The sequence below is a fragment of the Streptomyces sp. NPDC014864 genome, assembly GCF_043081525.1.
In the GTDB taxonomy this organism is placed as follows: domain Bacteria; phylum Actinomycetota; class Actinomycetes; order Streptomycetales; family Streptomycetaceae; genus Streptomyces.
Genome location: NZ_JBIBWT010000009.1, coordinates 22,148 through 46,176, shown reverse-complemented (window position 1 = coordinate 46,176; position 24,029 = coordinate 22,148). Strand labels below are relative to the sequence as shown.

Below are 24,029 nucleotides of genomic sequence, written 5' to 3'. Positions count from 1 at the left end.
CTGGGCGGCTCTAGCGGAAGGCCCGCGAGCGCGACCGGGCGGACTCCGCCTCCAGGATCGACTCCGCGTCCGCCACGGCCCCCCGGACCGGCAGGGCGCGGAACACCCAGGTGCGGTACGACCAGAAGCGGAACAGGGTCGCCACGGCGATGCCGAGGAACTTGAAGACGTTGCTCTGCAGCGGGCTGTCCCAGCCGAAGCCGTACGTCGCCAGATAGAGCACGCCGTTCTCGATCACCAGGCCGACCACGCTGAACAGCAGGAACAGGGTCAGTTCCTTGGTGCGGCCGCTCTTGTCCCGGTCCCGGTAGGTGAAGTAGCGGAAGCCGATGTAGTTGAAGACGATCGCGACGACGGTGGCGATCACACTCGCCCGCACCACCTGGAGGTCGGTCACGTGCCGCACCAGGTTGAACACGAGCAGGTTCACCAGCAGGCCCGCGCCGCCCACCGCGCCGAACTTGGCGAGCTCCCGCCAGAGTCTGTCGACACGCTGCATCAGCGCGCTGCGGGGCGTCGCGGGGGCCGGTCGAAGCCCCGAGGAACCACGTCCCATGGTCGCAAAGGCCCCCGTCCGGTCGGTTTCGTCAACCCAGCCATGCTAACCAGCGGCCCGTGGCGGCGCCCGGCGATGGGCCTACCGAGGGGCAACAGGTCGGAAAGAGATCCGCAAAAGGCGGGAAAGAAACCCCGAAACGGCCGGGGGGTGGGCGCGCGCGGGCGCACGATCCGGCACGGTCGGCGCGGCGGATACCCTAGGAGCGTGACGTTTCCGGTAGTCGGCATGGTCGGCGGTGGCCAGCTCGCTCGTATGACCCACGAGGCGGGCATCCCGCTGGGCATCAGGTTCAAGCTCCTCAGTGACACTCCCCAGGACTCCGCGGCGCAGGTGGTGAACGACGTCGTCGTCGGCGACTATCGCGACCTGGATACGCTGCGCGCGTTCGCGCGGGGATGCGACGTGATCACCTTCGATCACGAGCACGTCCCCACCGAGCATCTGCGTGCCCTGGAGGCGGACGGCATCCCCGTGCGTCCCGGGCCCGAGGCGCTCGTGCACGCCCAGGACAAGGGCGTGATGCGCGCCAGGCTGGATGCGATCGGTGTGCCCTGCCCGCGGCACCGGATCGTCTCCGACCCCGCGGACGTGGCGGCCTTCGCCGCCGAGGGGGAGGGCTTCCCGGTGGTCCTCAAGACCGTCCGCGGCGGCTACGACGGCAAGGGCGTGTGGGTGGTCGGCTCCGTCGAGGAGGCCGCCGACCCCTTCCGCGCGGGCGTCCCGGTCCTGGCCGAGGAGAAGGTCGACTTCGTCCGGGAGCTGGCCGCCAACGTCGTGCGCTCCCCGCACGGCCAGGCGGTGGCCTACCCGGTCGTGGAGTCCCGCCAGGTGGACGGCGTCTGCGACACGGTGATCGCCCCGGCGCCCGACCTGGACGAGGAGCTCGCGCTGCGCGCCGAGCAGCTGGCCCTGACCGTCGCCAAGGAACTCGACGTCGTCGGACATCTCGCGGTCGAGCTGTTCCAGACCCGCGACGGCCGCATCCTCGTCAACGAGCTGGCGATGCGCCCGCACAACTCCGGGCACTGGACCCAGGACGGCGCGATCACCTCGCAGTTCGCCAACCACGTCCGCGCCGTCCTCGACCTGCCGTTGGGCGACCCGCGCCCGCGCGCGGCATGGACGGTGATGGTCAACGTCCTCGGCGGCGACTACCCGGACATGTACTCCGCGTACCTGCACTGCATGGCCCGCGACCCGCAGCTCAAGATCCACATGTACGGCAAGGACGTGAAGCCCGGCCGCAAGGTCGGTCACGTCAACACCTACGGCGACGACCTCGACGACGTGCTGGACCGCGCCCGTCACGCTGCCGGCTACCTGAGAGGCACCATCACCGAATGAGCCCCGCCCACCCGTCGCCCGACCACCACTCCTCAACGAGCGCTGACGCACGCCCCCGCCCATTGGTCGGCATCGTCATGGGGTCGGACTCCGACTGGCCCGTCATGGAGGCCGCCGCCCAGGCCCTGGACGAGTTCGAGATCGCGTACGAGGTCGACGTGGTCTCCGCGCACCGGATGCCGCGCGAGATGATCGCGTACGGCGCGCAGGCCGCCGACCGCGGCCTGAAGGTGATCGTCGCTGGCGCCGGCGGCGCCGCCCACCTGCCCGGCATGCTCGCCTCCGTCACCCCGCTGCCGGTCATCGGCGTCCCCGTCCCGCTGAAGCACCTCGACGGCATGGACTCCCTGCTGTCGATCGTGCAGATGCCCGCCGGGGTCCCGGTGGCGACCGTGTCCGTCGGTGGTGCCCGCAACGCCGGTCTGCTCGCCGCCCGGATCCTCGCCACCCACGACGAGGAACTCCTCGGCCGGATGCGGGAGTTCCAGCAGGACCTCAACGACCAGGCCACCGAGAAGGGCAAGCGGCTGCGCGCCAAGGTCGACGGCGGCTCCGGCGGCTTCGGCTTCGGCACGGGGAAGTGACCGCGGTGAGCTCCCTGGAGACCGCGCGGGAACTCCTGCGCGAGTTCCCGGTCGTCGACGGTCACAACGACCTGCCCTGGGCCCTGCGCGCCAAGGCCCGCTACGACCTCGACGTCCTCGACATCGCCACCCGCCAGCCCGACCACCTGCACACCGACATCCCCCGCCTGCGCGAGGGCGGCGTCGGCGCGCAGTACTGGTCGGTGTACGTGCCGGCGGACCTGTCCGAACCGGTACCGGCCACGCTGGAACAGATCGACTGCGTACGGCAGTTGCTGGCCCGCTACGAGGCAGACCTGGCCCCCGCCCTGACGGCCGCCGACATGACACGGGCGCGCCGGGACGGCCGTATCGCCTCGCTGATGGGCGCGGAGGGCGGCCACTCCATCGCGAACTCCCTCGGCACGCTGCGCGGGCTGTACGCGCTCGGCGTCCGCTACCTGACCCTCACCCACAACGACAACGTGGCGTGGGCGGACTCGGCGACGGACGAGCCCGGCGTCGGCGGCCTGTCCGCCTTCGGCCGCGAGGTGGTCCGGGAGATGAACCGTCTGGGCATGCTGGTCGACCTGTCCCATGTGGCGGCGACGACCATGCGCGACGCGCTGGACACCGCGTCCGCGCCGGTGATCTTCTCCCACTCCTCGGCGCGGTCCGTCTGCGACCACCCGCGCAACGTCCCGGACGACGTGCTGGAGCGGCTGCCCGCGAACGGCGGCATGGCGATGGTGACGTTCGTGCCGAAGTTCGTGCTCCAGGCCGCCGTCGACTGGACGGCCGCGGCCGACGAGAACATGCGCGCGCACGGCTTCCACCACCTCGACACCACCGCGGAGGCGATGAAGGTCCACCGGACCTTCGAGGAGCGCGTCCCGCGCCCGGTCGCCACCGTCTCCACGGTGGCGGACCATCTCGACCACATGCGCGAGGTCGCGGGCATCGACCACCTCGGCATCGGCGGCGACTACGACGGCACGGCCTTCACCCCGGACGGCCTGAACGACGTCTCCGGCTATCCCAACCTGCTGGCCGAACTCCTGGACCGCGGCTGGTCCAAGGCCGATCTGGCCAAGCTGACCTGGGAGAACGCGGTCCGGGTGCTGGGCGCGGCGGAGGACGTGGCGCGGGACCTGCAGGCCACGCGCGGCCCGTCCCACGCGACCATCGAGGACCTCGACGGCTGACCGGCCCGCGGGCCGGGGCGGGGCGTCACGGGGGTGGTGCGGGGCGTCACGGCGCCCCGTGACGCCGTAGCGCCGTATCCGCGAACGACCCGCCCACCAGGAAGCTCCTCCGCGCCGTGCGACGGTGGCGACGGGGTCCCGGCCCGAGCCCGCCGGGGTCAGCCTGCGCGTAGGCGGTCATCGGGGCAGTGGCCGGCCAGCCGGTGCGGAGGCGGCCGGCCCCGGCGGAACCTGTCAGCAGGCGCAGAGGCAGAACGGGTGCCCGGCCGGGTCCGCGTACACCCGGAAGTTGCGGCCCTCCTGCTTGTCCAGCGGCTTCGCGCCGAGCGCCAGCACCCCCCGCTCGGCCGTGTCCAGGTCCTCGACGACCAGGTCCAGGTGGAACTGCTGCGAGGCGTCGGCCGCGGGCCACTTCGGCGGGACGAACCCCGGCGCCGCCTGGAAGGCCATCGACTGCCCGCCGGGCACCTTCAGGTCCACCCAGTGGCCCTCGCCCTCGACGGTCCCGCCGAGCACCCCGGCGTAGAAATCCGCGAGCGCGCGCGGGTCGGGACAGTCCAGGACGACGACACCCAGCTTGGCAAGCGCCATGACTTCCTCCCAGTGACGGAATGACGGAACACCGGTTACCCGTAGAATCGGTCTACCGGTAACCGTTACCGCATGCTCTCGTATTGCAGGTAACGCCGCAACCGTATGTGCGAGGTACCGTCACTGCCATGAGTGAGAGATCGCCCGCGCCCGGGGGCCTGGCTCTGCTGGAGTCCCTGGTCAACACGCTGGACATCGAGACGGGCGCCGACTCGCTCGACACGGCGGACGGCCGGGCGCGCCTCGGGATCACCGAGGCGGAGCTGCCGCGGGCGCGCGAACTGCGCGAGTCGCTGCGCGCCGCGCTCCTCGCCCACGCCGGCCATCCGCCGCACCGCACGGTGACCCCCCTGGGCGAGCTGCTGGCGGGCGCCCCGCTGCTGGTCGCGGTCGACGAGCGGGACGGCTCGGCCGCCCTGGCCCCGGCCGACGGGGGACCGCTGGCCTCCCGGATCGCGGCGGCCGTCGCCGAGGCGCTGGTCGCGGGCACCTGGACCCGCCTCAAGGCCTGCGAGGCCGTGACCTGCCACTGGGCCTACTACGACCGCAGCCCGGCCGGCCGCGGCCGCTGGTGCTCGATGCAGGTGTGCGGGGCGCGCGCCAAGATGCGCCGCTACCGGGCGAGGGAGGCCTGAGGGGGACGAGCGACGTGCTCCACGGACGGTTCACCCCCACAGACGGTTCACCGGCCACGGGGACCCCGGGTGGTGCAGAATGCGACAAGACGCCGGTTCGGCCGACTGAGCCTCGGCCGAACCGGCGTCATCCGTCGGGCCCGCGTCCCGGACAGGTCCCTAGGCGGTGGGGCGGCCCATCGCCCGGTAGGTCCACCCGGCCCGCCGCCACAGTTCCGGGTCCAGCGCGTTGCGCCCGTCGAGGACGAGCCGCGCGGACACGACCTCGCCCAGCTCCGCCGGGTCCAGCTCGCGGAACTCGCGCCACTCGGTCAGGTGCAGGACGACGTCGGCGCCCCGGACCGCCCCCAGCGCGGAGTCGGCGTAGCCGAGGGTCGGGAAGAGGCGGCGGGCGTTGTCCATGCCCTTGGGGTCGTAGACCGTGACCTGGCCGCCCTGGAGGTGTATCTGGCCGGCCACGTTCAGCGCCGGCGAGTCGCGCACGTCGTCCGAGTCGGGCTTGAAGGTCGCGCCCAGGACCGCGACCCGCTTGCCGAGGAACGACCCGCCGCCCAGCGCCTCCCGGGCCAGCTCCACCATCTGGCCGCGCTGGCGCATGTTGATGGAGTCGATCTCGCGCAGGAACGTCAGCGCCTGGTCGGCGCCCAGCTCACCGGCGCGCGCCATGAAGGCCCGGATGTCCTTGGGCAGACAGCCGCCGCCGAAGCCGATGCCGGCCCGCAGGAACTTCCGGCCGATCCGGTCGTCGTACCCGATCGCCTCCGCCAGCCGGGCGACGTCGCCGCCCGCCGCCTCGCAGACCTCGGCCATCGCGTTGATGAAGGAGATCTTGGTGGCGAGGAAGGAGTTGGCGGAGGTCTTCACCAGCTCGGCGGTCGGGAAGTCGGTGACCACGAAGGGGGAGCCCTCGCCGACCGGCGTCGCGTAGACCTCGCGCAGCAGCTTCTCGGCCCGCTCGCTGCGCACGCCGACCACGATCCGGTCCGGGCGCAGGGTGTCCTGGACGGCGAAGCCCTCGCGCAGGAACTCCGGGTTCCAGGCCAGCTCCGCGTCCTCACCCGCAGGCGCCAGCTCGGCGATCGTCCGGGCCAGGCGGTCCGCCGACCCGACCGGGACCGTGGACTTGCCGACGACCAGCGCGGGCCCCGTCAGGTGCGGGGCGAGCGAGGTGATCGCGGACTCGACGTACGACATGTCGCAGGCGTACTCGCCGTGCTTCTGCGGGGTGTTCACGCAGACGAAGTGGATGTCGCCGAACGCGGCCACCTCGGCGAAGTCCATGGTGAAACGCAGCCGCCCGGTGGAGCCCTCGATCCCGGCCACGTGCCGGCGCAGCAGGTCCTCCAGCCCGGGCTCGTACATCGGGACCTCGCCCCGCTGGAGCATCTCGATCTTCTCGGGCACGACGTCGAGCCCCAGCACCTCGAACCCGAGCTCGGCCATGGCCGCGGCGTGCGTCGCGCCGAGATAGCCGGTGCCGATCACGGTGATCTTGAGGCTCATGGGTGCTCCAGGAGGGACGATGGTGATGCGGTGGACGAGCATAGCCGGGGGTTGCCGGGGCGCTTCGCCGGGCAATCCCCCACGCTGTCACCAAGCTCACGTATCACCGGCGTGGGTGGCCCTTTAAAATTTGAGTTACTTAACGGTAATTAGCGTCAATCAGTGCGTCGTCTTTGGAGCGTGAGAGACCTTGGCCGGATCGGCTGACTTCGACCTGTACCGCCCGTCCGAGGAGCACGACATGCTCCGCGACGCCGTCCGCTCGCTGGCCGAGGCGAAGATCGCGCCGTACGCCGCCGCGGTGGACGAGGAGGCCAGGTTCCCGCAGGAGGCGCTCGACGCGCTGGTCGCCAACGACCTGCACGCCGTGCACGTCCCCGAGGAGTACGGCGGCGCGGGCGCGGACGCCCTCGCCACGGTGATCGTCATCGAGGAGGTGGCACGCGTCTGCGCGTCGTCCTCCCTGATCCCCGCGGTGAACAAGCTGGGTTCGCTGCCCGTGATCCTCTCCGGCTCCGAGGAGCTGAAGAAGCGGTACATGACCCCGCTCGCCAAGGGCGAAGGGATGTTCTCGTACTGCCTGTCCGAGCCGGAGGCGGGCTCCGACGCGGCCGGTATGAAGACGAAGGCGGTCCGCGACGGCGACCACTACGTCCTCAACGGCGTCAAGCGCTGGATCACCAACGCCGGTGTCTCGGAGTACTACACGGTGATGGCCGTCACCGACCCCAGCAAGCGCAGCAAGGGCATCTCCGCCTTCGTCGTGGAGAAGTCCGACGAGGGTGTCTCCTTCGGCGCCCCGGAGAAGAAGCTCGGCATCAAGGGCTCCCCGACCCGTGAGGTCTACTTCGACAACGTCCGCATCCCCGCCGACCGCATGATCGGCGAGGAGGGCACCGGCTTCGCCACGGCGATGCGGACCCTGGACCACACCCGCGTCACCATCGCCGCCCAGGCCCTCGGCATCGCCCAGGGCGCCCTCGACTACGCCAAGGGCTACGTCCAGGAGCGCAAGCAGTTCGGCAAGCCGATCGCCGACTTCCAGGGCATCCAGTTCATGCTCGCGGACATGGCCATGAAGATCGAGGCCGCCCGCCAGCTGACCTACGCGGCGGCGGCCAAGTCCGAGCGGAACGACTCCGACCTCACCTTCCAGGGTGCGGCGGCCAAGTGCTTCGCCTCGGACGTGGCCATGGAGGTCGCCACGGACGCGGTCCAGCTCCTCGGGGGCTACGGTTACACCCGCGACTACCCGGTCGAGCGCATGATGCGCGACGCCAAGATCACCCAGATCTACGAGGGCACGAACCAGGTGCAGCGCATCGTCATGGCGCGCAACCTGCCGTAACCCGCGCGTGCCGACCCGGCAGTGAAGCAGCCCCCGGTGGACACCGGGGGCTGTTTGCGTGCGGGTGCGGGTGCGGGTGCGGGTGCGGACGCGGGTGCGACTGCGGCTTGCGGGGTGCGCTCGCGGGCGCGGGCCGGGGTCCCGGCCGGTGCCTCTCACTCGGGCGGCGGTACCGGATTCTGTGGTTCCGTCCGATGGCGCGGGGGCCCGAGGGGGCGTACGACGTAAGGGCACGGGGCCCGCCCCGGGTCCCCGGCGTCCCCCAGGAGGAGCCATGAGCCACACCCAGCCCGGAGCCATGACCGCCATGAGCAAGGAGATGCAGGACTGCGTCCAGGCGTGCATGAACTGCCACAACGTCTGCGAGGAGGCCATGAGCTCCTGCATGCAGATGGGCGGCCAGGCGCAGATGCAGATCATGCGCGCGCTGATGGACTGCTCCGAGATGACCCGTATCTGCGCCGACATGATGATGCGGCGCTCGCCCCTGTCGGCCGAGATGTGCGCGATGTGCGCCAAGGCCTGCGACATGTGCGCCGAGGCGTGTATGTCCATGCCGGACGACCGGATGATGATGCGCTGCGCCGAGGCGTGTCGCCGCTGCTCCGAGATGTGCCGGACGATGACGGGCGTCGCCATGTGACCCCGACGTGAGGGCACTCAAGGGCACCCCTTCGGGTGCCCTTGAGTGTTTGTGCGACGGGCTGTCCCCAGGGTGATCCAATGCCGTGCGGCCGTGGCCCTGGGCGCCGGCTGACGGGCCAGGGGCTGGGGGAGCGCCACGGGACGCCGCGGCCCCCGTGGTGCGAGGGGCGCGCGGCGCACGTCGTGACTATGCGATGCCGGGGCGGCCTGTGATGCAGTCCCAGTACTTGCCGGTCCCGTAATCGCCCACGCAGGCGCTGATGTAGACCGTGGTGCACTCCGGCATGTCGGTGCCGTAGGCCACGGAGATCGTGGTGCCGGCCCCCTGCCGGTCCCACACGATGTCGTAGAGCCCGCCACCGCCGTTCGGGTACTCCACCGACACCACGGCCACGGCCGAGTGGCCGTCGGCCACCGCGTCATGGACGTAGACCTTGTCGCCGTCGTTCTTGAACCAGGCCGAGGAGTGCCCGTACGCGCTGTACACCACGCTGGAGTCCTCGCTGCAGTAGGCGGCCGACGCCGATTGGGCCCCCACGATCGAGAGGCCCATCACGGTCAGAGCGGGCGCCATCACTCTGCAGAGAACGCGAGAAGAGATGCCAAGTGGACGCATATACACCCCAGTTGATCCGTCACCGTAAAGTGTGAGGATCATGGCATGTTCATGAGGCCCGGGTAAAGAAATTTCCTGGGGCGGGGTACGAAGGGGTCAAGACGCCTCAGTTTCCGCTCACCGTCACGGGCTGGTCGTTGTTCAGCTCGTCCACCAGCGTCTTCACCTTCGCCTTGTCCCAGACGAGGTTGCCGCCCGAGGAGCCCGAGATGGGCATGTTCATCGACTTGCCGTCGCCGCCGCTGACGCTCTTCATCGCCCAGAACATGGTGGCCAGGTCCCACAGGCCCATGTCCTTGTCGACGATCAGGGAGTCCAGGCCCGCGCCCATGGTCGGGTAGAGCTTGAACGGGTTCAGCACCGTCGACGGGGTGGCGACCTGGTGGGCCAGGGCCGAGAGGAACTTCTGCTGGTTCTTGGTGCGTTGCAGGTCCGAGGTCGCGAAGGCGTGCCGGGTCCGGACGAAGGCCAGGGCCTGCTCGCCGTTCAGCGTCTGCTTGCCCGCCTTGAAGTCCGCGCCGGAGTACTTGTCCTTGAAGGGCTGGTCGATGTTCATCTCGACCCCGCCCACCGCGTCCACGATGTTGGCGAAGCCCGCGAAACCGATCTCCACGTAGTGGTCGATGTGCAGGCCGGTGTTGTACTCGACCGTGCGCACCAGGAGGGTCGGGCCGTCGAACGCGTACGCCGCGTTCAGCTTGTTCGGGCCGAGCGGGCCCCTGATCTTGCCGGACTCCGAGCCCTGGAACTTCGGAATCGTGACGTTCGAGTCGCGCGGCAGCGAGATCAGCGTGTCGCCGTTGGACCCGACGTGCAGGATCATCATCGAGTCGGTGCGCTTGCCCTCGGCCGAGCCGGTGTGCAGCTTCTTCTTGTCGTCCGCGGACAGCCCCGCGCGGCTGTCGGAGCCGACGATCAGGTAGTTGGTGCCGTCGCCGGTGGACGGCCGGTCTATGACCGTGGACAGGTCGACCTGGCGGTTGAGCTTGGAGTCGGCCCAGAAGTAGGTCGCCACGGTGGCGACCAGCAGCAGGGTGACCAGGGTCGTCAAGGTCAGCCTGATGCGGCGGCCCCAGTTCGCAGCGGGGCGCGGTCCGCGGATGTAGCCGTCGTCCGGTCCGGCGGGCCCGCCGCCTCCCGGTCGGCCGTAGACCTGGCCGGTGTTGTAGCCGCTGTCGTAGTCGTCGTGGTCGTCGTAGCCCCGGCCGTCGACGTACGACGGCTGCTGCGGGACCCCGTACGGCGGCGCCGAGGGACCGGGGCCGCCCGGGCCGCCCCCGTAGGCGCCGCCCTGCCCGGGCGCACCCGGGCCGCGCCGCACCTGGCGCATCACGCGGGCGCTCTCGGACTGCGCGCCGGCACTGCCGCGTCCGTAGCGGGGGCCGCGGTTGTTGTCGGACCATCCCTCGGGCCAATCATTCATGGGCCCCAGTGTGCCCGTCGCGACGGTGTGCCTTACAAGGCCCGTCGGAAAATAAGAGCGCCGCTGTTGCGAAGCTGACACAAATTCCCCGGATGCGGCCGCGGCATAAGGTGGAGGGCATGACACACCAGGCCCCAGCCGTGGAATCCGGAACGCCGGATATCCCGGGCAAGCCGACTTCGGCCTCCCGGACCACACTCAGCCACATCATGACCCACAACGACACGAACCTCCTCGGGACGGTGCACGGCGGTGTGATCATGAAACTGGTCGACGACGCGGCGGGCGCGGTGGCCGGCCGGCACAGCGGCGGCCCCGCCGTCACCGCGTCCATGGACGAGATGGTCTTCCTGGAGCCGGTCCGGGTCGGGGACCTCGTGCATGTGAAGGCCCAGGTCAACTGGACCGGGCGGACCTCGATGGAGGTCGGTGTGCGGGTCCTCGCAGAGCGCTGGAACGAGTCCACCCCGGCCACCCAGGTCGGCTCGGCCTACCTGGTCTTCGCCGCCGTGGACGCGGACGGCAAGCCGCGCGTGGTCCCGCCGGTCGTCCCTGAGTCCGAGCGCGACAGGCGGCGCTACCAGGAGGCCCAGATCCGCCGCACCCACCGCCTGGCCCGCCGCCGCGCGATCAGGGAACTGCGGGAGAAGCGCGCCGCCGAGGGCTACGAGGACTGAGCAGAAGAACGAGGACCGAGAAGAAGAACACGCGGGAGCACCGCGAACAGGACGACCCGGAAGCGCACCGGCCGACCCAGGACCCACCAGCCCAGGCCCTGCCCGGTCAGCGGCAGACGACCTCGTCGCCCGTCACCACCGCGGCGGCCGCCTTGACCGGGTCCTCGACCCGCACCCTGCGCACCTGGCGGAAGTCGGCACCCGCGATCACCTTGAGCATGGCGCCCTGCCCGGGTACCGGCCGCAGCTCGCTGCCCGGCAGTGCGGCGGCGATCGACCTCGCCGAGCGGTCCCAGCGCGGGTCGTAGAGCACCACGGTCCGCTTCACCGCCCGCTCCTTGGCGTCCACCGGCGCCCCCGTCGCACGGAACCCGGCCGCCGCCAGCGCGGCGTCCACCCGCCTGCCGAGCCCCATGGTGCGGGTTCCGTTCTCCACCTGGACGCGGATCTTCCGCGGGGCGACCTCCACGGTCACCGGCCGGTTCGGCTGCCGGGGCCGGTGCGCCGCCAGCGGGCGGTCCTCGCGCAGCGCCCGGAAGAGCCGGTCGGCTCCAGCCTGGTCCCACTTCACCGTCGAGCCGAGGCCCTTCACGGAGTACGCGGTCTGCGCGAGCGGGACGGTCGTGAACTCCGACGAGGAGGGGGAGAAGGTCCGCATCGCCCGCCCGAGGTCGAGCAGCTCGTCCGTGTGGAAGCCCTTGTCCGCGCGCACCGAGCCGAGCACCGCGCGGGTCACGTCCCGGAACCTCATCGGATTGAGCAGCACCCGGGAGGAGGTCGCCCGCTCGATCAGCGCGGCCAGGAAGAGCTGCTGGCGCTTCATCCGGCCCAGGTCGCTGGCGCCGTCGACGTGCCGGGAGCGGACGTACTGCAGCGCCTGGCCGCCGTCGAGCGTGTGTGTGCCCGCGGCCAGGTCCAGGCCCGTGTAGGTGTCCTTCAGCGGTTCGGCGGTGCACATCCGCACCCCGCCCAGGACGTCCACGGTCCGCATGAAGGTGGTGAAGTCGACCTCCAGGTAGTGGTCGATCTTCAGCCGGGTCATCTCCTCCACCGTGCGCACGGTGAGGTTCGGCCCGCCCTCCGCGTACGCCGCGTTCAGCTTCACCGGGTGCGGCCCGTGCCGCCTGCCGGTGTTCTGGTCGACGTGCGCGGGGATCTCGGCGAAGGAGTCCCGTGGCAGGCTGACCACGCTGGCCCGCTCCCGGTCCTCCGACAGGTGCACGATCATCATGGTGTCGGTGCAGTGGCAGGACTCCCCGCCCAGCCGGTACTTGCGCCGCTCCTGCGCGCTGATCCGGTCCCGGCCGTCGGTTCCGACCAGCAGCACGTTCATGCCGTGGCCCGGCTCCGGGCGGTTCTTCATGTCCTTGAAGGGGTCGACCCGGGCGATGTCCGCGTCCAGGCTGGAGACGACCGCGTGACCGATACCTGCGGAGGCGAGCACCACCACCGACAGCGTTGTCACCGCTCGCATGGCCCACCGCGGCCTTCTCCGCCGTACGGGCGCGTACGGCGGGCCGGACGGACGTGAGGGGACGGGGGACTGCCTCGGCCGCTGCCGCGGCGGCGCGGGAGGCCGGGGCGAAGTGGTGGACATGGGGGACACCTCCGCTTACGGCGTGGGTGGGCACCGTGAGCACCGTAGGCCCATACGATCTGCAGCCCGGTGCGGCGACCCCGGCGCGCGCACCGCTGTCCCCCGTTCGCGGTAACGTGAGCCCCCTATGAACGCCAAGCCCGACGTGCGGCTCCCCGCCGTGTCTGTGATCATGCCCGTCCTCAACGAGGAGCGGCATCTGCGCGGAGCCGTCGAAGCGATCCTCGCGCAGGAGTACGACGGCGAGATGGAGGTGGTGATCGCCCTCGGCCCGTCCGCGGACCGCACGGACGAGATCGCCGCCGCACTCGTCCGGGAGGACCCGCGCGTACACACGGTCCCCAACCCGACCGGCCGCACCCCCGCCGCGCTCAACGCCGCGATCAAGGCCTCCCGCCACCCGATCGTGGTGCGCGTCGACGGCCACGGCATGCTCTCGCCGAACTACATCGCCACGGCCGTACGGCTCCTGGAGGAGACCGGCGCGCAGAACGTCGGCGGCCTCATGCACGCCGAGGGCGAGAACGACTGGGAGCACGCGGTCGCCGCCGCGATGACCTCGAAGATCGGGGTCGGCAACGCCGCCTTCCACACCGGCGGGCAGGCCGGTCCGGCCGAGACCGTCTACCTGGGTGTCTTCCGGCGCGAGGCGCTGGAGCAGCAGGGCGGCTACAACGAGGAGTTCATCCGCGCCCAGGACTGGGAGCTGAACTTCCGCATCCGGGAGGCGGGCGGCCTGATCTGGTTCTCGCCGGAGCTCAGGGTCTCCTACCGGCCCCGCCCGAGCGTGCGGGCCCTCGCCAAGCAGTACAAGGACTACGGCCGCTGGCGGCACGTCGTCGCCCGCTACCACGAGGGTTCCATCAACCTGCGCTACCTCGCCCCGCCGACCGCGCTGTGCGCGATCGCGGCCGGGATCGTGGTCGGCGCGGCGCTGACCCCCTGGGGCTTGGTGGTCCCCGGCGGCTATCTGGCGGCGATCCTCGCCGGGTCCGTGCCCGCGGGCCGGGGGCTGCCGCCCAAGGCCCGGCTGCGGATCCCGGTCGCCCTGGCCACCATGCACCTGTCGTGGGGCTGGGGCTTCCTCACCAGCCCCCGTGCGCTGGCGCGGAAGGTCATCGCCTCCCGGCGCCCGGCGGTCCTCGCCGCCGCCGACTGACCGCCGCGCACCGAGCCGGTACGCGCCCGCACGACCTGCGCGAAAGGGCCCCTTCCGTCGCCGGAGAGGGGCCCTTTGCCACGTCTACGGCCGCTACCAGCGGTAGGGCGCGTACACGTCCATGCACTTGCCGGAGTCCGCGCCGTTGAGGGCGTCGGAGTTGCCGGGGAGGTCGCCGGCCTTCGGCGCGGACTGCTTCGGGTACGCCGTGCCCGTGCGCCAGTCGGCGCCCACGACGACCGTGACGCCCGACACGTCGGTCGACTTCCTCACCGAACTCATGGGAAGACCCAGCGCCTTGGCGACGCTCTGGGCGTCGCCCTCCATGTCCGCGCTCGGGTAGCGCACCACCGTCTCGTCCGCGGACAGCGCCGCCGAGCCGTCGGCGGTCGCCCGGCCGAAGCCCTTCTGCGCGAGCACCCCGCTGATCGCGCTCGCCCGGCCGCTCACCGGGGCCTCGGTGGCGGTCCGGGTGGCGTTCTGCACCACCACGCCGAGCCGGTCGGCCGGGACCGACGGGGCCTTGGCCGCCTCCGCGTCGTCCGCCGCCTTCTTCTTCGCGTCCTTCGCGCCGGAGGCCCTGCCCTTGTCGTCGAAGGGCACGTCGTCGCGGAGCATCCTCCACACCTTCTCGGCGTTCGTGCCGTCCGGTACGACGTGGTCGCCGTTCTGCGGGTCGGCGACGTTGGGCATCGTCGTCATGGTGATGCGGTCCGTCGGGACCGTCTTCAGTTGCATGCCCAGGCCGTACAGCTTCTTGACCGTGCCGATCTCCTCGGAGACCTTCAGCGACTTGGTGGCCGCCTCCGCCAGGTCCATCAGCCGGCCGGTGCCGGTGAAGACGTCCTGGCCCTTCAGTGTGCGGATCATCGAGTTCATGTACATGTGCTGGGCCCGGGCGCGCAGGAGGTCACTGCCCCACGCGTGCCGGGTGCGCAGCCACTGCAGCGCCTGCTCGCCCTTGACCTTGTGCGCACCGGCCGTCATCTTCAGGCCGGAGCCGCCGGGCACGCCGGGCAGCGGGTGGTCCCACACGTTCTGGTTCACGCAGACCTCGACGCCGCCGATGGCGTCCGCCATCTTCACCACGCCCGCGAAGTCGATCGTCATCCAGTGGTCGATGTAGACACCGGTGAGGTTCTCCCAGGTGGCGAGCGTGCAGCCGGCGCCGCCACGGGCCAGCGACACGTTGATGATGTCGGTGGTCTGGGCATAGACCCGGCCGGTGTCGGGGTCGGTGCACTTGGGGATGGTGACCCGCGTGTCGCGGGGGATGCTCACCACGGCGGCGCTCTTGCGGTCCGCGGACAGGTGGATCAGCATCTGCACGTCGCCCAGCGGCGGGTTGTTGCGGTTCTCCCGGCTGCCGCCCAGCTTCACGTTCTCGTCGGAGGCACGGCTGTCGGAACCGACCAGCAGGATGTTCAGGGGCGTCTGGCCGGCCGCGTTCGGCTCGGACCGCTGCGCCTTGGCGTCGCCGCTGCTGCGCTGGCCCTTGCGGATGTTGCCGTTGAGGTGCTCGTAGTAGAGGTATCCGGCGGCTGCCGTGCCAAGTATCAGCAGCGCCAGTGTCGTTGCGGACCAGCGCAGTACGCGGCGCTTGCCGCCGCCCCGGTGGCCGTGCCGCCGGTCCCCGCCTCTGCCGGAGCCGCCGCCGTCCGGTTCCGCCGCGTCCTCCCGCGGCGGGCCGTCCGCCCAGTCCAGACCACGCGCACGCCGGACGTTCGACCGCGTCCCCTCCCCGCGCACACTGCTCTGCGTCATGTCCCCTGCCTCCCCACCCTTGCGCCGCCGACGGGCCTGCCCCGCGCCCTGATAGACGCAGGACAGGCCCGTCAGGTCACTTGGCGCACTGAACCTTGTCCGCTGTGGACTTCTGGACGTCCTCCGGCGCCTTCGTCGGAGTCGTGAGCGGAATCCCCGCACCCTGGAAGTCCTTGCCGAGAGTCAGCGTCATCGCGGGCAGGCCCTGGGAGTTGGTCACGCTCTCGCCCGGCTTCAGCGCCGACCCTGAAAGTCCCATGATCGCGGCGAGTTTACGTGCCTGGGCGGCCTGGTCGGGGGCGTACTCGAGTGTGGTCCTGCTCAGGGGCTGCGGTGCGTTGCCGGCGTTCTCGGATTTCTGCACCCCCTCATTCACCTGCAACCAGGTAAGAGTTTCCTGTGCGCTGCCGGCGACGGCCCCGCCGTTCATGATCCGCACCCGCACCTCGGAGGCGTCCGACTGAGGGCCCTTCAGACGGGCGGCCTCGGCCGCCTTCTCCTTCTTCTTCTGCTGCTTGACCTCCGTGAAGGAGACGTCGTTGCGGACCATCTGGAAGACCTGCGGGGCCGACGGCTCCTTGAGGACCACCGTCGCGTGCACCTTCTCGGCCGGGTTGTCTATCACCGGAACCGTGGTGAAGGTCAGGTTCTTGGGGTTGAGCTTGCCCAGCTCCAGGCCGAGGTCCTTGAGCTTGCCGATGCTGTCGATCTTCGAGTCGACGGTCAGCGCCTTGGTGGCCGCCTCCGCGACGTCGACCATCTTCGTCGGGCTGGTGAGCGTGGAGTTGTCCTTCAGCTTCCGCATCAGCGCGCTGAGGAACTGCTGCTGGAGCTGGATGCGGCTCAGGTCGCCGCCGAAGCCGACCGCGTGCCGGGTGCGCACGAAGGCGAGCGCCGTCTCGCCCTGGATGTGCTGCATGCCCTTCTTCAGATTGAGGTGCGAGTCCTTGTCGTTGATGTCCTTGCCCAGGCACACGTCGACACCGCCGACGGCCGTCGTCAGCGTCTTGATCGCGTTGAAGTCGGCGACCATGAAGTCGTCCGGCTTGATCCCGGTCAGCGCGGTGACCGTGCGCATGGTGCAGCTCGGCGTACGGCCGTCCTGGCCGAGGCTCGTGTTGAAGCGCACGTTGTCGGTGCCCGGGATGACCTTGGTGGAGCCGTCGGGCTGCCGCGTCGGGCAGTCCGGGACGTTGACGATCAGGTCGCGGGGGATGCTCAGCGCGGTCGCGTTGGAGCGGTCCTTGGAGACGTGCAGCAGGATGCTGGTGTCGGCGTGCCCGACGCTGCCCTTGTCGCCGTAGCTTCCGTTGCCCTTGCCGGTGCGCTTGTCGGTGCCGATCAGCAGGACGTTGATCGCCCTGTCCTTCTGGAAGCCACCGGTGCTCGCGCCGTCGTCGGAGACGGAGGTGATGTTGTCGTTGAGGTGCTTGATGTACAGATAGGCGCCCACCGAGCCGGCCACCAGCACGAAGGCCATCGAGCCGCCGGTCCACAGCAGGGCCTTCTTCGCCTTCGACTTCTTCGCCGGCCGGCGTCCGCGCCGCCCCGGCAGCGGCTCCTCCGGCACGGGACGCCGGCGACGCGGGTTCGGCACCTCGCGGCCCGGGGCATCCCGACCCGGGGCGTCGCGGCCGGGCGCCTGGCGGCCCGGGGCCTCGGCGCGCTGGCGGGCCGGCGCCGCCGCGCTCCGGCCGCGCGCCGCGCCGCCCTTCTGACGGGAGCCGGCTCTCCGCGGGCCCGGAACCGCCGGTTGCGCAGCGGAAGGGGTCAGTCGCAATTCGTATTCGCCGGTGTTCGGATTGAGCACCCACTGGTCTGCGGGATCGATATTGTCCGCCCGCCCACGGCCTTGCGCGTCCACGGTTGTCCGATCCTCCGTCGGGGCCACGCGGCGCCTTCCCCCTACAAGGCGCTCAGGTCTGTTCACTCAGTGCACGACCCCAGGAAGGACCTCGCGGCCTGGTGCACCGGATCGCTCACACTATCCGGCCGGTTCGGCTCAGAGCGACGTCGGTGACAAATTGCAGAGCCTTACAACCGGGCAATCCGCCCATTTCCTTGGACAAAAGTTCGGCTTTGGCCGTGGCTTTACCCACAGGAGTTCTCCGCGGCGGTGGTGCCGCGGAACGTGGGCGCGGGAGAAGGTGTGAGCCAGGGCGGGGCGGCGCGCACGTCGTCGTCGGATCTCCCCACCGAAATGTACGCGGCGTAGTCGGGCGACTGCGTAAATGGATCGCTTTCCCGTGAGGAACGTGAATCCGCGGCAGCCGGATTGCGGCTTTTTGCGCCGGAATCCGAAGTGTTTTCCTTCACGACCTCCACCGGTGCGTCCCGGCGCAGTCGCGCGAACAGCTTTTCGGCGTCCGGTTCCACGAGTTGGTCGCGGTTGGCGTCGTAGACGTACGACTCCCGCGGGACCGTCAGGAACTGGACCCGTTCGGTGGGGATCTTGCGAAGGCCGCGCACCAGGTCGTACAGGCCGCGCAGGCTCGCCAGGCCCGGGTCGGTGGTCAGCGACGAGGTGGCCGCGTCCAGCACCGGATACAGCTTCGCCGGGTTCAGCAGCACGTCGTTGCTCCACACCGTGTTGACGAGGGCGCCGAGGAAACGCTGCTGCCGCTCCATCCGCTCGGTGTCGCTGCCGTCGCCGAGCGACTTGCGGGCACGGACATAGCCGAGCGCCTGCTCGCCGTCGAGCGTCACCCGGCCCGCGGGCAGCCGCACCCTGGCGGCCTTGTCGTCTATGGGCTCGGTCAGGCACACCTCGACGCCGTCGACCGCGTCGACCATCTCCTTGAACGCGCTGAAGTCGATCACGACGTGGTGGTCGATCCGGATGCCTGTCAGCTTCTCGACGGTACGGATCGTGCAGGCCGAACCGCCCACCGCGAAGGCGGTGTTCAACGCCGTGTACATCGGAGCGGACGGGCTGCCGTCGGGGCGGTGGCAGCTGGGCACCCGCACCATCAGGTCGCGGGGCAGCGACACGGCGGTGGCGGTGTGCCGGTCGGCGGCCAGGTGCAGCAGGATCGTGGTGTCGGACCGTTCGGTCCCCGAGTCCCGCCCGTACCGGGCGTTGCCGCCCCCCGCGCGCGTGTCCGACCCGATGAGCAGGATGTTCTGCGCGTCCTTCACCAGGGCGCTCGGCCGCTCCTTCTCGTACCGCCGCAGCTCGGCCGCGGCGGCCTCGTCCGCGGTGATGTTGCCGTTGAGCCGGGTGTACACCCCCCACCCCACGCCGGCGGCCACCACGACGAGGACGGCCGCCCCGAGGGCGCCGTACCGCACCCACCGCCGCGGGCGCCCGGGTATGAGCCCCACCGGCCCCCCGGCCCCGGCCCGGTCCTCCGGCGGCCCACCTGGCGTGCCTGCGCTGCGGGTCACGTCTGAGTCCACCCCCGGTGCCGTAGGAGCGTGCCGTCCTGCCTGCTACGACGATGCCCCGCCCCGGCCACCGGGGCCGGGTACTGCTGCGCCGAACGGGTGAGGGGGACGCGGCGCGCGGCGGCACTTTCGTGTGCGCCGACGGGTCGTGTGCGGGGTGGGCGGCAACTCCGCGGGAGGTTCGTGCCGACCCCTGCGGGCGGCTGGTGTCACCCCGCCCGGGCGCGGAGCGGCCCGCTGTGCGGCCGGGTGGGATCACCGCCTCCGAGCAGGCGTTGTCGCGCTCGCGCGGGTGGGTGGCGCCCCGTGGCTTGGGCGGTGCCGACCCGCCCGGGCGGCCGGCGGCCCGCTGCGCCGGTGGGCGCGCTCTCGCGCAGCCGGGTGGGGCCGCCTCCGATGTCACCGGGCCGTAGCCGTGACCCGTTCGCTTTCGATGCGCTGGGCCAGGGCGTCCTCGGGCAGCCGGTCGAGGTTGCGGCACAGCACCACGGAGCCGCCGGCGGCCAGCGGTGCGTAGAGGCCCGCGCTCAGTCCCTGCCAGGTGTCGTACGGCAGCCCGGACAGCAGCCGGGACCCCGGACCCGTCAGGTCCAGCGCCGGAGCGTCCGCCCGCGCCTGCTCCACGACCTCCGCCGCCGTGTACTCCGCCCCGGCCACGATCAGCGCCGGCCCCTCCGGGTCCACCGGCACGAAGGGCGCGAACCGGTCTCCCTGTCCCGGCACCTCGACCGCGTAGTCGAGGAAGCCCTCCGGCGGCTGCGGGAACCGCCCGCCCAGCGGTCGCAGCGCCAGCGCGACCCGCTCCCCGGAGCAGGCCCGCCCGGCGTCCAGCGTGCCGGGCCCGCTCACCACCACGTCGGCCGCCGCCGGATCCCCGTCCATGTCCGCGACCGCACCCACCGAGGCGCACGCCAGCAGCCACACGGCCGTCTGCCAGTGCGCCGGCAGCAGCAGCGCGACCCGGTCGCCCGGTCCGGCGGTCAGGTCGCCCTGGAGCAGGTTCGCCGTCTTGGCCACCCAATTGGCGAAGGTGGCCACGGACAGTTCTACACGTTCCCCCGTGGCATCGTCGTAGAAGGTCACCAGGGGGCGTCCTGGGTCCGCGGCGAGCGCGGAACGCAGCAGGTCGGCGGGGGTGCGTTCGGTGGCGTTCATCCGCGCAAGCGTACGCGGGACCGCATCCGCGCACGGCGTGACGGGGCCACCGGTTCGGCGCAACGGCAGTAGACGGCCCGTCAACTTCCCAATGGACATATATGTGTGACTATGTCCAAGATCAGGGGCATGCGTCGATACGGAATCCTTGCCTCCTCGATCGGTATCTCCTGCGCGACAGCCCTCGCCCTCCCCCTCGCCCTCCCGGCGGCCCCCGCGTCCGCGCGGCCGGCCTCCGTCGGCCCGGCCGTCCCCGGCAGCACCCTGTCCCTGCCCCTGGTCCCCCTCACCCCCGCCCGCGTGCTCGGCCGAGCCCCCCTCCAGGGCCTGTACCGCGCCGACGTACGGCACTTCTCGATGGTCGGCGTCGTCTGGGACAACGCGGAGACCGAACTGCACGGCAGCGTCCAGGTGCGCACCCGTGCCGCCGCCACCGGCACCTGGTCCGGCTGGCAGGACATCGAAGCCCACAACGCCGACCACGGAGCCGACCCCGACACCGACGAGCGCGCCTCCGGCCGGGTGCGCGGCGCCACCGCCCCCCTGTGGGTGGGCGACTCCGACGGCGTCGACGTGCGCGTCAGCGCGGACGCCGGCGACCGGGGCGCCCAGCCCGTTCCGCTCCCCTCCGGCCTGCGCCTGGAACTCGTCGACCCGGACGCGGAGTCCCCGCCGCAGGGCCCTCCCACGGACACGCCGTCCGGCGGCGGGCTGGGCGCGGAGGCGGCCGCCGCGTCGGCGGCCAACGCCGAACTCGCCCCGCTCGGCGCCACCACGATCCCGGCACTCGACCGCGCGGAGACCGAGCGCGAGCTGTTCGCCCTGCGCGGTGACGAGCTGACGGGCCGTCAGCGTGCGCAGCCGTACATCGGGCCGCGGCCGAGCATCACCACCCGCCGCGGCTGGGGGGCGGACGAGTCACTGCGCGAACAGGGTTTCGTGTACACCAGCAAGGTCAAGGCGACCTTCGTCCACCACACTGCCTCGGGCAACAACTACACCTGCGCGCAGAGCCCGTCGGTCATCCGCGGTATCTACCGGTACCACGTCAAGAGCATGGGCTGGCGGGACATCGGCTACAACTTCCTCGTCGACAAGTGCGGAACCATCTACGAGGGGCGGGCCGGCGGCGTCGCCAAGGCGGTCAGGGGCGCCCACACCGTGGGGTTCAACACCGACAGCATGGGGGTCGCCGTCATCGGCACCTTCAGCAAGTCCAATCCGCCCGCGGCGACGGTGACGGCCATCGCCCGGCTGGCCGCATGGAAGCTCGGCCTCTACGGGATGAATCCGCTCGCCAAGACATATCTCACGTCCGGTGGTGGGAATCTCTACGCAAAAGGTAAGAACGTGCGTTTGAACGTGATCTCCGGCCACCGGGACGGCTTCGCCACCGACTGCCCCGGAAAGCTGCTCTACGGAAAGCTCGGTTCGGCCCGCGCGGCCGCGGCGGGCTACCAGGGACGCTGAGGCGGGGACACCGTACGGCCGTACAAGGCGTCGGAGAACGGTCTGCATACACTGACCGGCCGAAGCACCGATCGGCCGGTCCCGGCAGGAAGCAGAGACGACAGGTGACAGAAGCGATCCTCCTGGTCGGCGGCAAGGGAACCCGGCTGCGCCCGCTCACGGTGCACACCCCGAAACCCATGGTCCCGGCCGCCGGGGTGCCGTTCCTCACGCACCAGCTGGCGCGGGCGAGAGCGGCGGGCGTCGACCACATCGTGCTCGCCACGTCCTACCTGGCGGAGGTCTTCGAACCGTACTTCGGCGACGGCTCCTCGCTGGGGCTCCACCTGGAGTACGTCACCGAGGAGGAGCCGCTCGGCACCGGCGGCGCGATCCGCAACGTCGCCTCGCGCCTGCGCTCCGGCCCGCACGAGCCGGTGCTCGTCTTCAACGGCGACATCCTGACCGGCCTCGACATCGGGGCGCTGGTGCGCACCCACGAGGAGACCGGCGCGGACGTCTCCCTGCACCTGACGAAGGTGACCGACCCGAGGGCCTACGGGCTGGTCCCCACCGACGCCACGGGACGCGTCCTCGCCTTCCTGGAGAAGCCGCAGACCCCCGAGGAGATCGTCACCGACCAGATCAACGCGGGGGCGTACGTCTTCCGCCGCTCGGTCATCGACACCATCCCACAGGGCAGGCCGGTGTCGGTGGAGCGCGAGACCTTCCCCGACCTGCTGTCCGCCGGGGCGCACCTCCAGGGCATGGTGGACTCCACCTACTGGCTCGACCTCGGGACCCCGGCGGCCTTCGTGCGCGGCTCGGCGGACCTGGTCCTCGGCCGCGCCCCGTCCCCGGCCGTCCCCGGCCGCTGCGGTGACCGGCTGGTCCTGCCGACGGCGGTCGTCGCGCCCGACGCCAAGCTCACCGGCGGCACGGTGGTGGGCGAGGGCGCCTTCGTCGCCGAGGGCGCGCGGGTGTCCGGCAGCGCGATCCTGCCCGGAGCCGTCATCGAGCCGGGCGCCGTCGTCACCGACTCGCTCGTCGGCAGCCGCGCCCGCGTCGGCGAACGCTCCGTCCTCACCGGCACGGTCATCGGCGACGGCGCGGTGATCGGCGCGGACAACGAACTGCAGGAGGGCGTACGTGTCTGGTGCGACGCCAGGATCCCGGCGGGGGCGGTGCGCTTCTCGTCGGACCAGTGAGCGGACCAGTGATCGGACCGGCGAGGTGGGTCGGGGGCGTGGCGACGGCAGGCCCGGGGCGCTGAGCGCCCGGCTCACAGCCCCCTGATGTCGCCCTTCGGCATCCGCGGCGCGCGCCGCGGCGGGACCCGGCCGCTGAGCAGGATCAGCCGGGCCGCCCGGTGCCGCTGCCCCGCGTACGGCTCGAGCAGCGCGAGCATCGCCGCGTCGTCCGCGTCCCGGTCCCCGGCCAGCGCCCACCCGACGATCCCCGGCAGATGCAGGTCCCCGACGGTCACCGCGTCCGGCGCCCCGTGACTGCGCTGCACGGTCTCCGCCGACGTCCACGGCCCGATCCCGGGCACCAGCTCCAGCCGTCGCTGCGCCGCCGCCGGAGGCATTCGCACCGCCTCCTCCAGCCGCGCGGCGACCCGCACGGCCCGCAGGATCGTCGACGCCCGCTTGTTGTCGACGTTGGCCCGGTGCCACTCCCAGGAGGGAATCAGCGCCCACGCCCGCGGCGCCGGCATCACGTGCATCCGCGCCGGCGCGGGCCCGGGCGCCGGCTCCCCGAACCGGCGCACGAGCAGCCGCCAGCCCTCGTAGGCCTCGGCGGTGGTGACCTTCTGCTCCAGGATCGACGGGATCAACGACTCCAGCACCAGCCCGGTCCGCGTCAGCCGCAATCCGGGCCTGCGGTGCCGGGTCAGCGCCAGCAACCGGTGGCGGGGCGCGAACTCCGACGGGTCGTCGGCCGCCCCGAGCAGCTCCGGCAACTGCTCCAGCAGCCACTCGGCGCCGGGCCCCCAGGCCTCGCCGCGCACCCGACCGCCCCGCGTCGAGACCCGCAGCGTGCCCGGACCCAGCGGTGTCCGGCTGGTCCGCCACACCGATCCGTCCGGCATCGCCCGGAACGTCGGATCACTTGCCCCGCGCCGCAGCGGCCCGAGCACCAGCCCCAGGTCGAGCCGCTCCTCCGGGGTCCACGTCCGCACCTGCCCCGGCACCGCGGCGGGCCGGGACGCCCCGCCGGAGGCACCCGGCGCGCCGGGTGCGGCGGCCGGGGAGGGCACGGCGACATGCCCGCCGCGCACGGTCGTACGCGTCGGCCGGGGAGTGAAACGTCCTGACACGAATGAGGTCCCGAGGAAGCCGAAGATGCTCTACGAGCTTAGGGGGTCGCACGCGGAGAGCGGCGGGCAGCGGTCCCGGGCAGCGGTCG

General features: G+C 71.5%; 21 protein-coding genes. 10 read left to right on the top strand and 11 right to left on the bottom strand.

All coding sequences use genetic code 11. From position 1 onward, the window contains the following. Positions 1–10 precede the first annotated feature (10 nt). Positions 11–556: a GtrA family protein gene (locus ACF1A5_RS18210; protein ID WP_392193860.1), complete on the bottom strand. Its 546-nt coding sequence runs from the start codon at positions 554–556 to the stop codon at positions 11–13. 207 nt (positions 557–763) lie between these two features. Here ACF1A5_RS18210 and ACF1A5_RS18205 point away from each other — a divergent pair, with 207 nt between their 5' ends. The 3 genes from ACF1A5_RS18205 to ACF1A5_RS18195 all read left to right on the top strand — a co-directional run bounded on the left by ACF1A5_RS18205 (position 764) and on the right by ACF1A5_RS18195 (position 3,671). Continuing rightward, a complete protein-coding gene (locus ACF1A5_RS18205; RefSeq protein ID WP_392193859.1) occupies positions 764–1,903 on the top strand; it encodes a 5-(carboxyamino)imidazole ribonucleotide synthase in 1,140 nt (379 codons plus the stop codon). 77 nt (positions 1,904–1,980) lie between these two features. Further along, entirely contained in the window at positions 1,981–2,487 is a 507-nt protein-coding gene (purE, locus tag ACF1A5_RS18200; protein WP_392194059.1) for a 5-(carboxyamino)imidazole ribonucleotide mutase, read from the top strand. Then, on the top strand, positions 2,484–3,671 hold the full coding sequence (locus ACF1A5_RS18195) for a dipeptidase (protein ID WP_392193858.1): 1,188 nt from the start codon (positions 2,484–2,486) through the stop codon (positions 3,669–3,671). The genes purE and ACF1A5_RS18195 overlap by 4 nt, the downstream gene beginning before the upstream one ends. 234 nt (positions 3,672–3,905) lie before the next feature. Here the strand turns inward: ACF1A5_RS18195 and ACF1A5_RS18190 are convergent, their stop codons facing one another. Then, the gene (locus tag ACF1A5_RS18190) at positions 3,906–4,262 is read right to left on the bottom strand and encodes a VOC family protein (protein WP_392193857.1); all 357 of its coding nucleotides are present in this window, start codon (positions 4,260–4,262) and stop codon (positions 3,906–3,908) included. A 128-nt stretch (positions 4,263–4,390) separates the two neighbouring features. Between ACF1A5_RS18190 and ACF1A5_RS18185 the strand changes: the two genes are divergently transcribed. Further along, positions 4,391–4,897, top strand: a complete 507-nt coding sequence (locus ACF1A5_RS18185) for a CGNR zinc finger domain-containing protein (protein WP_392193856.1) — start codon at positions 4,391–4,393, stop codon at positions 4,895–4,897. A 159-nt stretch (positions 4,898–5,056) separates the two neighbouring features. Here ACF1A5_RS18185 and ACF1A5_RS18180 read toward each other — a convergent pair whose 3' ends face one another. Continuing rightward, a complete protein-coding gene (locus ACF1A5_RS18180) occupies positions 5,057–6,400 on the bottom strand; it encodes a UDP-glucose dehydrogenase family protein (protein ID WP_392193855.1) in 1,344 nt (447 codons plus the stop codon). A 190-nt stretch (positions 6,401–6,590) separates the two neighbouring features. Here ACF1A5_RS18180 and ACF1A5_RS18175 point away from each other — a divergent pair, with 190 nt between their 5' ends. Then, positions 6,591–7,748, top strand: a complete 1,158-nt coding sequence (locus ACF1A5_RS18175; RefSeq protein ID WP_392193854.1) for an acyl-CoA dehydrogenase — start codon at positions 6,591–6,593, stop codon at positions 7,746–7,748. A gap of 274 nt (positions 7,749–8,022) precedes the next feature. After that, complete coding sequence (locus ACF1A5_RS18170; protein ID WP_392193853.1) at positions 8,023–8,391, top strand: four-helix bundle copper-binding protein; 369 nt, start codon at positions 8,023–8,025, stop codon at positions 8,389–8,391. Positions 8,392–8,580: 189 nt separating this feature from the next. Here the strand turns inward: ACF1A5_RS18170 and ACF1A5_RS18165 are convergent, their stop codons facing one another. Together ACF1A5_RS18165 and ACF1A5_RS18160 are read right to left on the bottom strand one after the other, a co-directional pair. Beyond that, a complete protein-coding gene (locus ACF1A5_RS18165) occupies positions 8,581–8,967 on the bottom strand; it encodes a hypothetical protein (RefSeq protein WP_392193852.1) in 387 nt (128 codons plus the stop codon). Between the two features lie 148 nt (positions 8,968–9,115). Further along, positions 9,116–10,432 (bottom strand): LCP family protein, encoded by a 1,317-nt coding sequence (locus ACF1A5_RS18160; RefSeq protein WP_392193851.1) that lies wholly within the window; start codon positions 10,430–10,432, stop codon positions 9,116–9,118. Positions 10,433–10,524: 92 nt separating this feature from the next. On the opposite strand from ACF1A5_RS18160, the gene ACF1A5_RS18155 reads away from it, so the two are divergent. Further along, positions 10,525–11,109 (top strand): acyl-CoA thioesterase, encoded by a 585-nt coding sequence (locus tag ACF1A5_RS18155; protein WP_392193850.1) that lies wholly within the window; start codon positions 10,525–10,527, stop codon positions 11,107–11,109. Between the two features lie 106 nt (positions 11,110–11,215). On the opposite strand, the gene ACF1A5_RS18150 is transcribed toward ACF1A5_RS18155, so the two are convergent. Further along, positions 11,216–12,706 (bottom strand): LCP family protein, encoded by a 1,491-nt coding sequence (locus tag ACF1A5_RS18150; protein WP_392193849.1) that lies wholly within the window; start codon positions 12,704–12,706, stop codon positions 11,216–11,218. Positions 12,707–12,833: 127 nt separating this feature from the next. Between ACF1A5_RS18150 and ACF1A5_RS18145 the strand changes: the two genes are divergently transcribed. Beyond that, a complete protein-coding gene (locus ACF1A5_RS18145; RefSeq protein WP_392193848.1) occupies positions 12,834–13,865 on the top strand; it encodes a glycosyltransferase family 2 protein in 1,032 nt (343 codons plus the stop codon). A 93-nt stretch (positions 13,866–13,958) separates the two neighbouring features. Here ACF1A5_RS18145 and ACF1A5_RS18140 read toward each other — a convergent pair whose 3' ends face one another. From ACF1A5_RS18140 to ACF1A5_RS18125, 4 genes are all read right to left on the bottom strand, one after another. Then, on the bottom strand, positions 13,959–15,629 hold the full coding sequence (locus ACF1A5_RS18140) for an LCP family protein (protein WP_392193847.1): 1,671 nt from the start codon (positions 15,627–15,629) through the stop codon (positions 13,959–13,961). Positions 15,630–15,705: 76 nt separating this feature from the next. Beyond that, the gene (locus ACF1A5_RS18135; protein WP_392193846.1) at positions 15,706–17,493 is read right to left on the bottom strand and encodes an LCP family protein; all 1,788 of its coding nucleotides are present in this window, start codon (positions 17,491–17,493) and stop codon (positions 15,706–15,708) included. A 227-nt stretch (positions 17,494–17,720) separates the two neighbouring features. Beyond that, positions 17,721–19,016, bottom strand: coding sequence for an LCP family protein (locus tag ACF1A5_RS18130; protein ID WP_392193845.1), 1,296 nt, complete (start codon positions 19,014–19,016; stop codon positions 17,721–17,723). Positions 19,017–19,415: 399 nt separating this feature from the next. Next, positions 19,416–20,171: a TIGR03089 family protein gene (locus ACF1A5_RS18125; RefSeq protein ID WP_392193844.1), complete on the bottom strand. Its 756-nt coding sequence runs from the start codon at positions 20,169–20,171 to the stop codon at positions 19,416–19,418. Between the two features lie 111 nt (positions 20,172–20,282). On the opposite strand from ACF1A5_RS18125, the gene ACF1A5_RS18120 reads away from it, so the two are divergent. After that, positions 20,283–21,641 (top strand): peptidoglycan recognition protein, encoded by a 1,359-nt coding sequence (locus tag ACF1A5_RS18120; RefSeq protein ID WP_392193843.1) that lies wholly within the window; start codon positions 20,283–20,285, stop codon positions 21,639–21,641. Positions 21,642–21,745: 104 nt separating this feature from the next. Beyond that, positions 21,746–22,828 carry a sugar phosphate nucleotidyltransferase gene (locus ACF1A5_RS18115; protein ID WP_392193842.1) on the top strand — a complete coding sequence of 361 codons (1,083 nt, stop codon included), beginning with the start codon at positions 21,746–21,748 and terminating at the stop codon, positions 22,826–22,828. 74 nt (positions 22,829–22,902) lie between these two features. On the opposite strand, the gene ACF1A5_RS18110 is transcribed toward ACF1A5_RS18115, so the two are convergent. Further along, on the bottom strand, positions 22,903–23,940 hold the full coding sequence (locus ACF1A5_RS18110; RefSeq protein WP_392193841.1) for a DNA-3-methyladenine glycosylase family protein: 1,038 nt from the start codon (positions 23,938–23,940) through the stop codon (positions 22,903–22,905). Between the last annotated feature and the right edge of the window lie 89 nt (positions 23,941–24,029).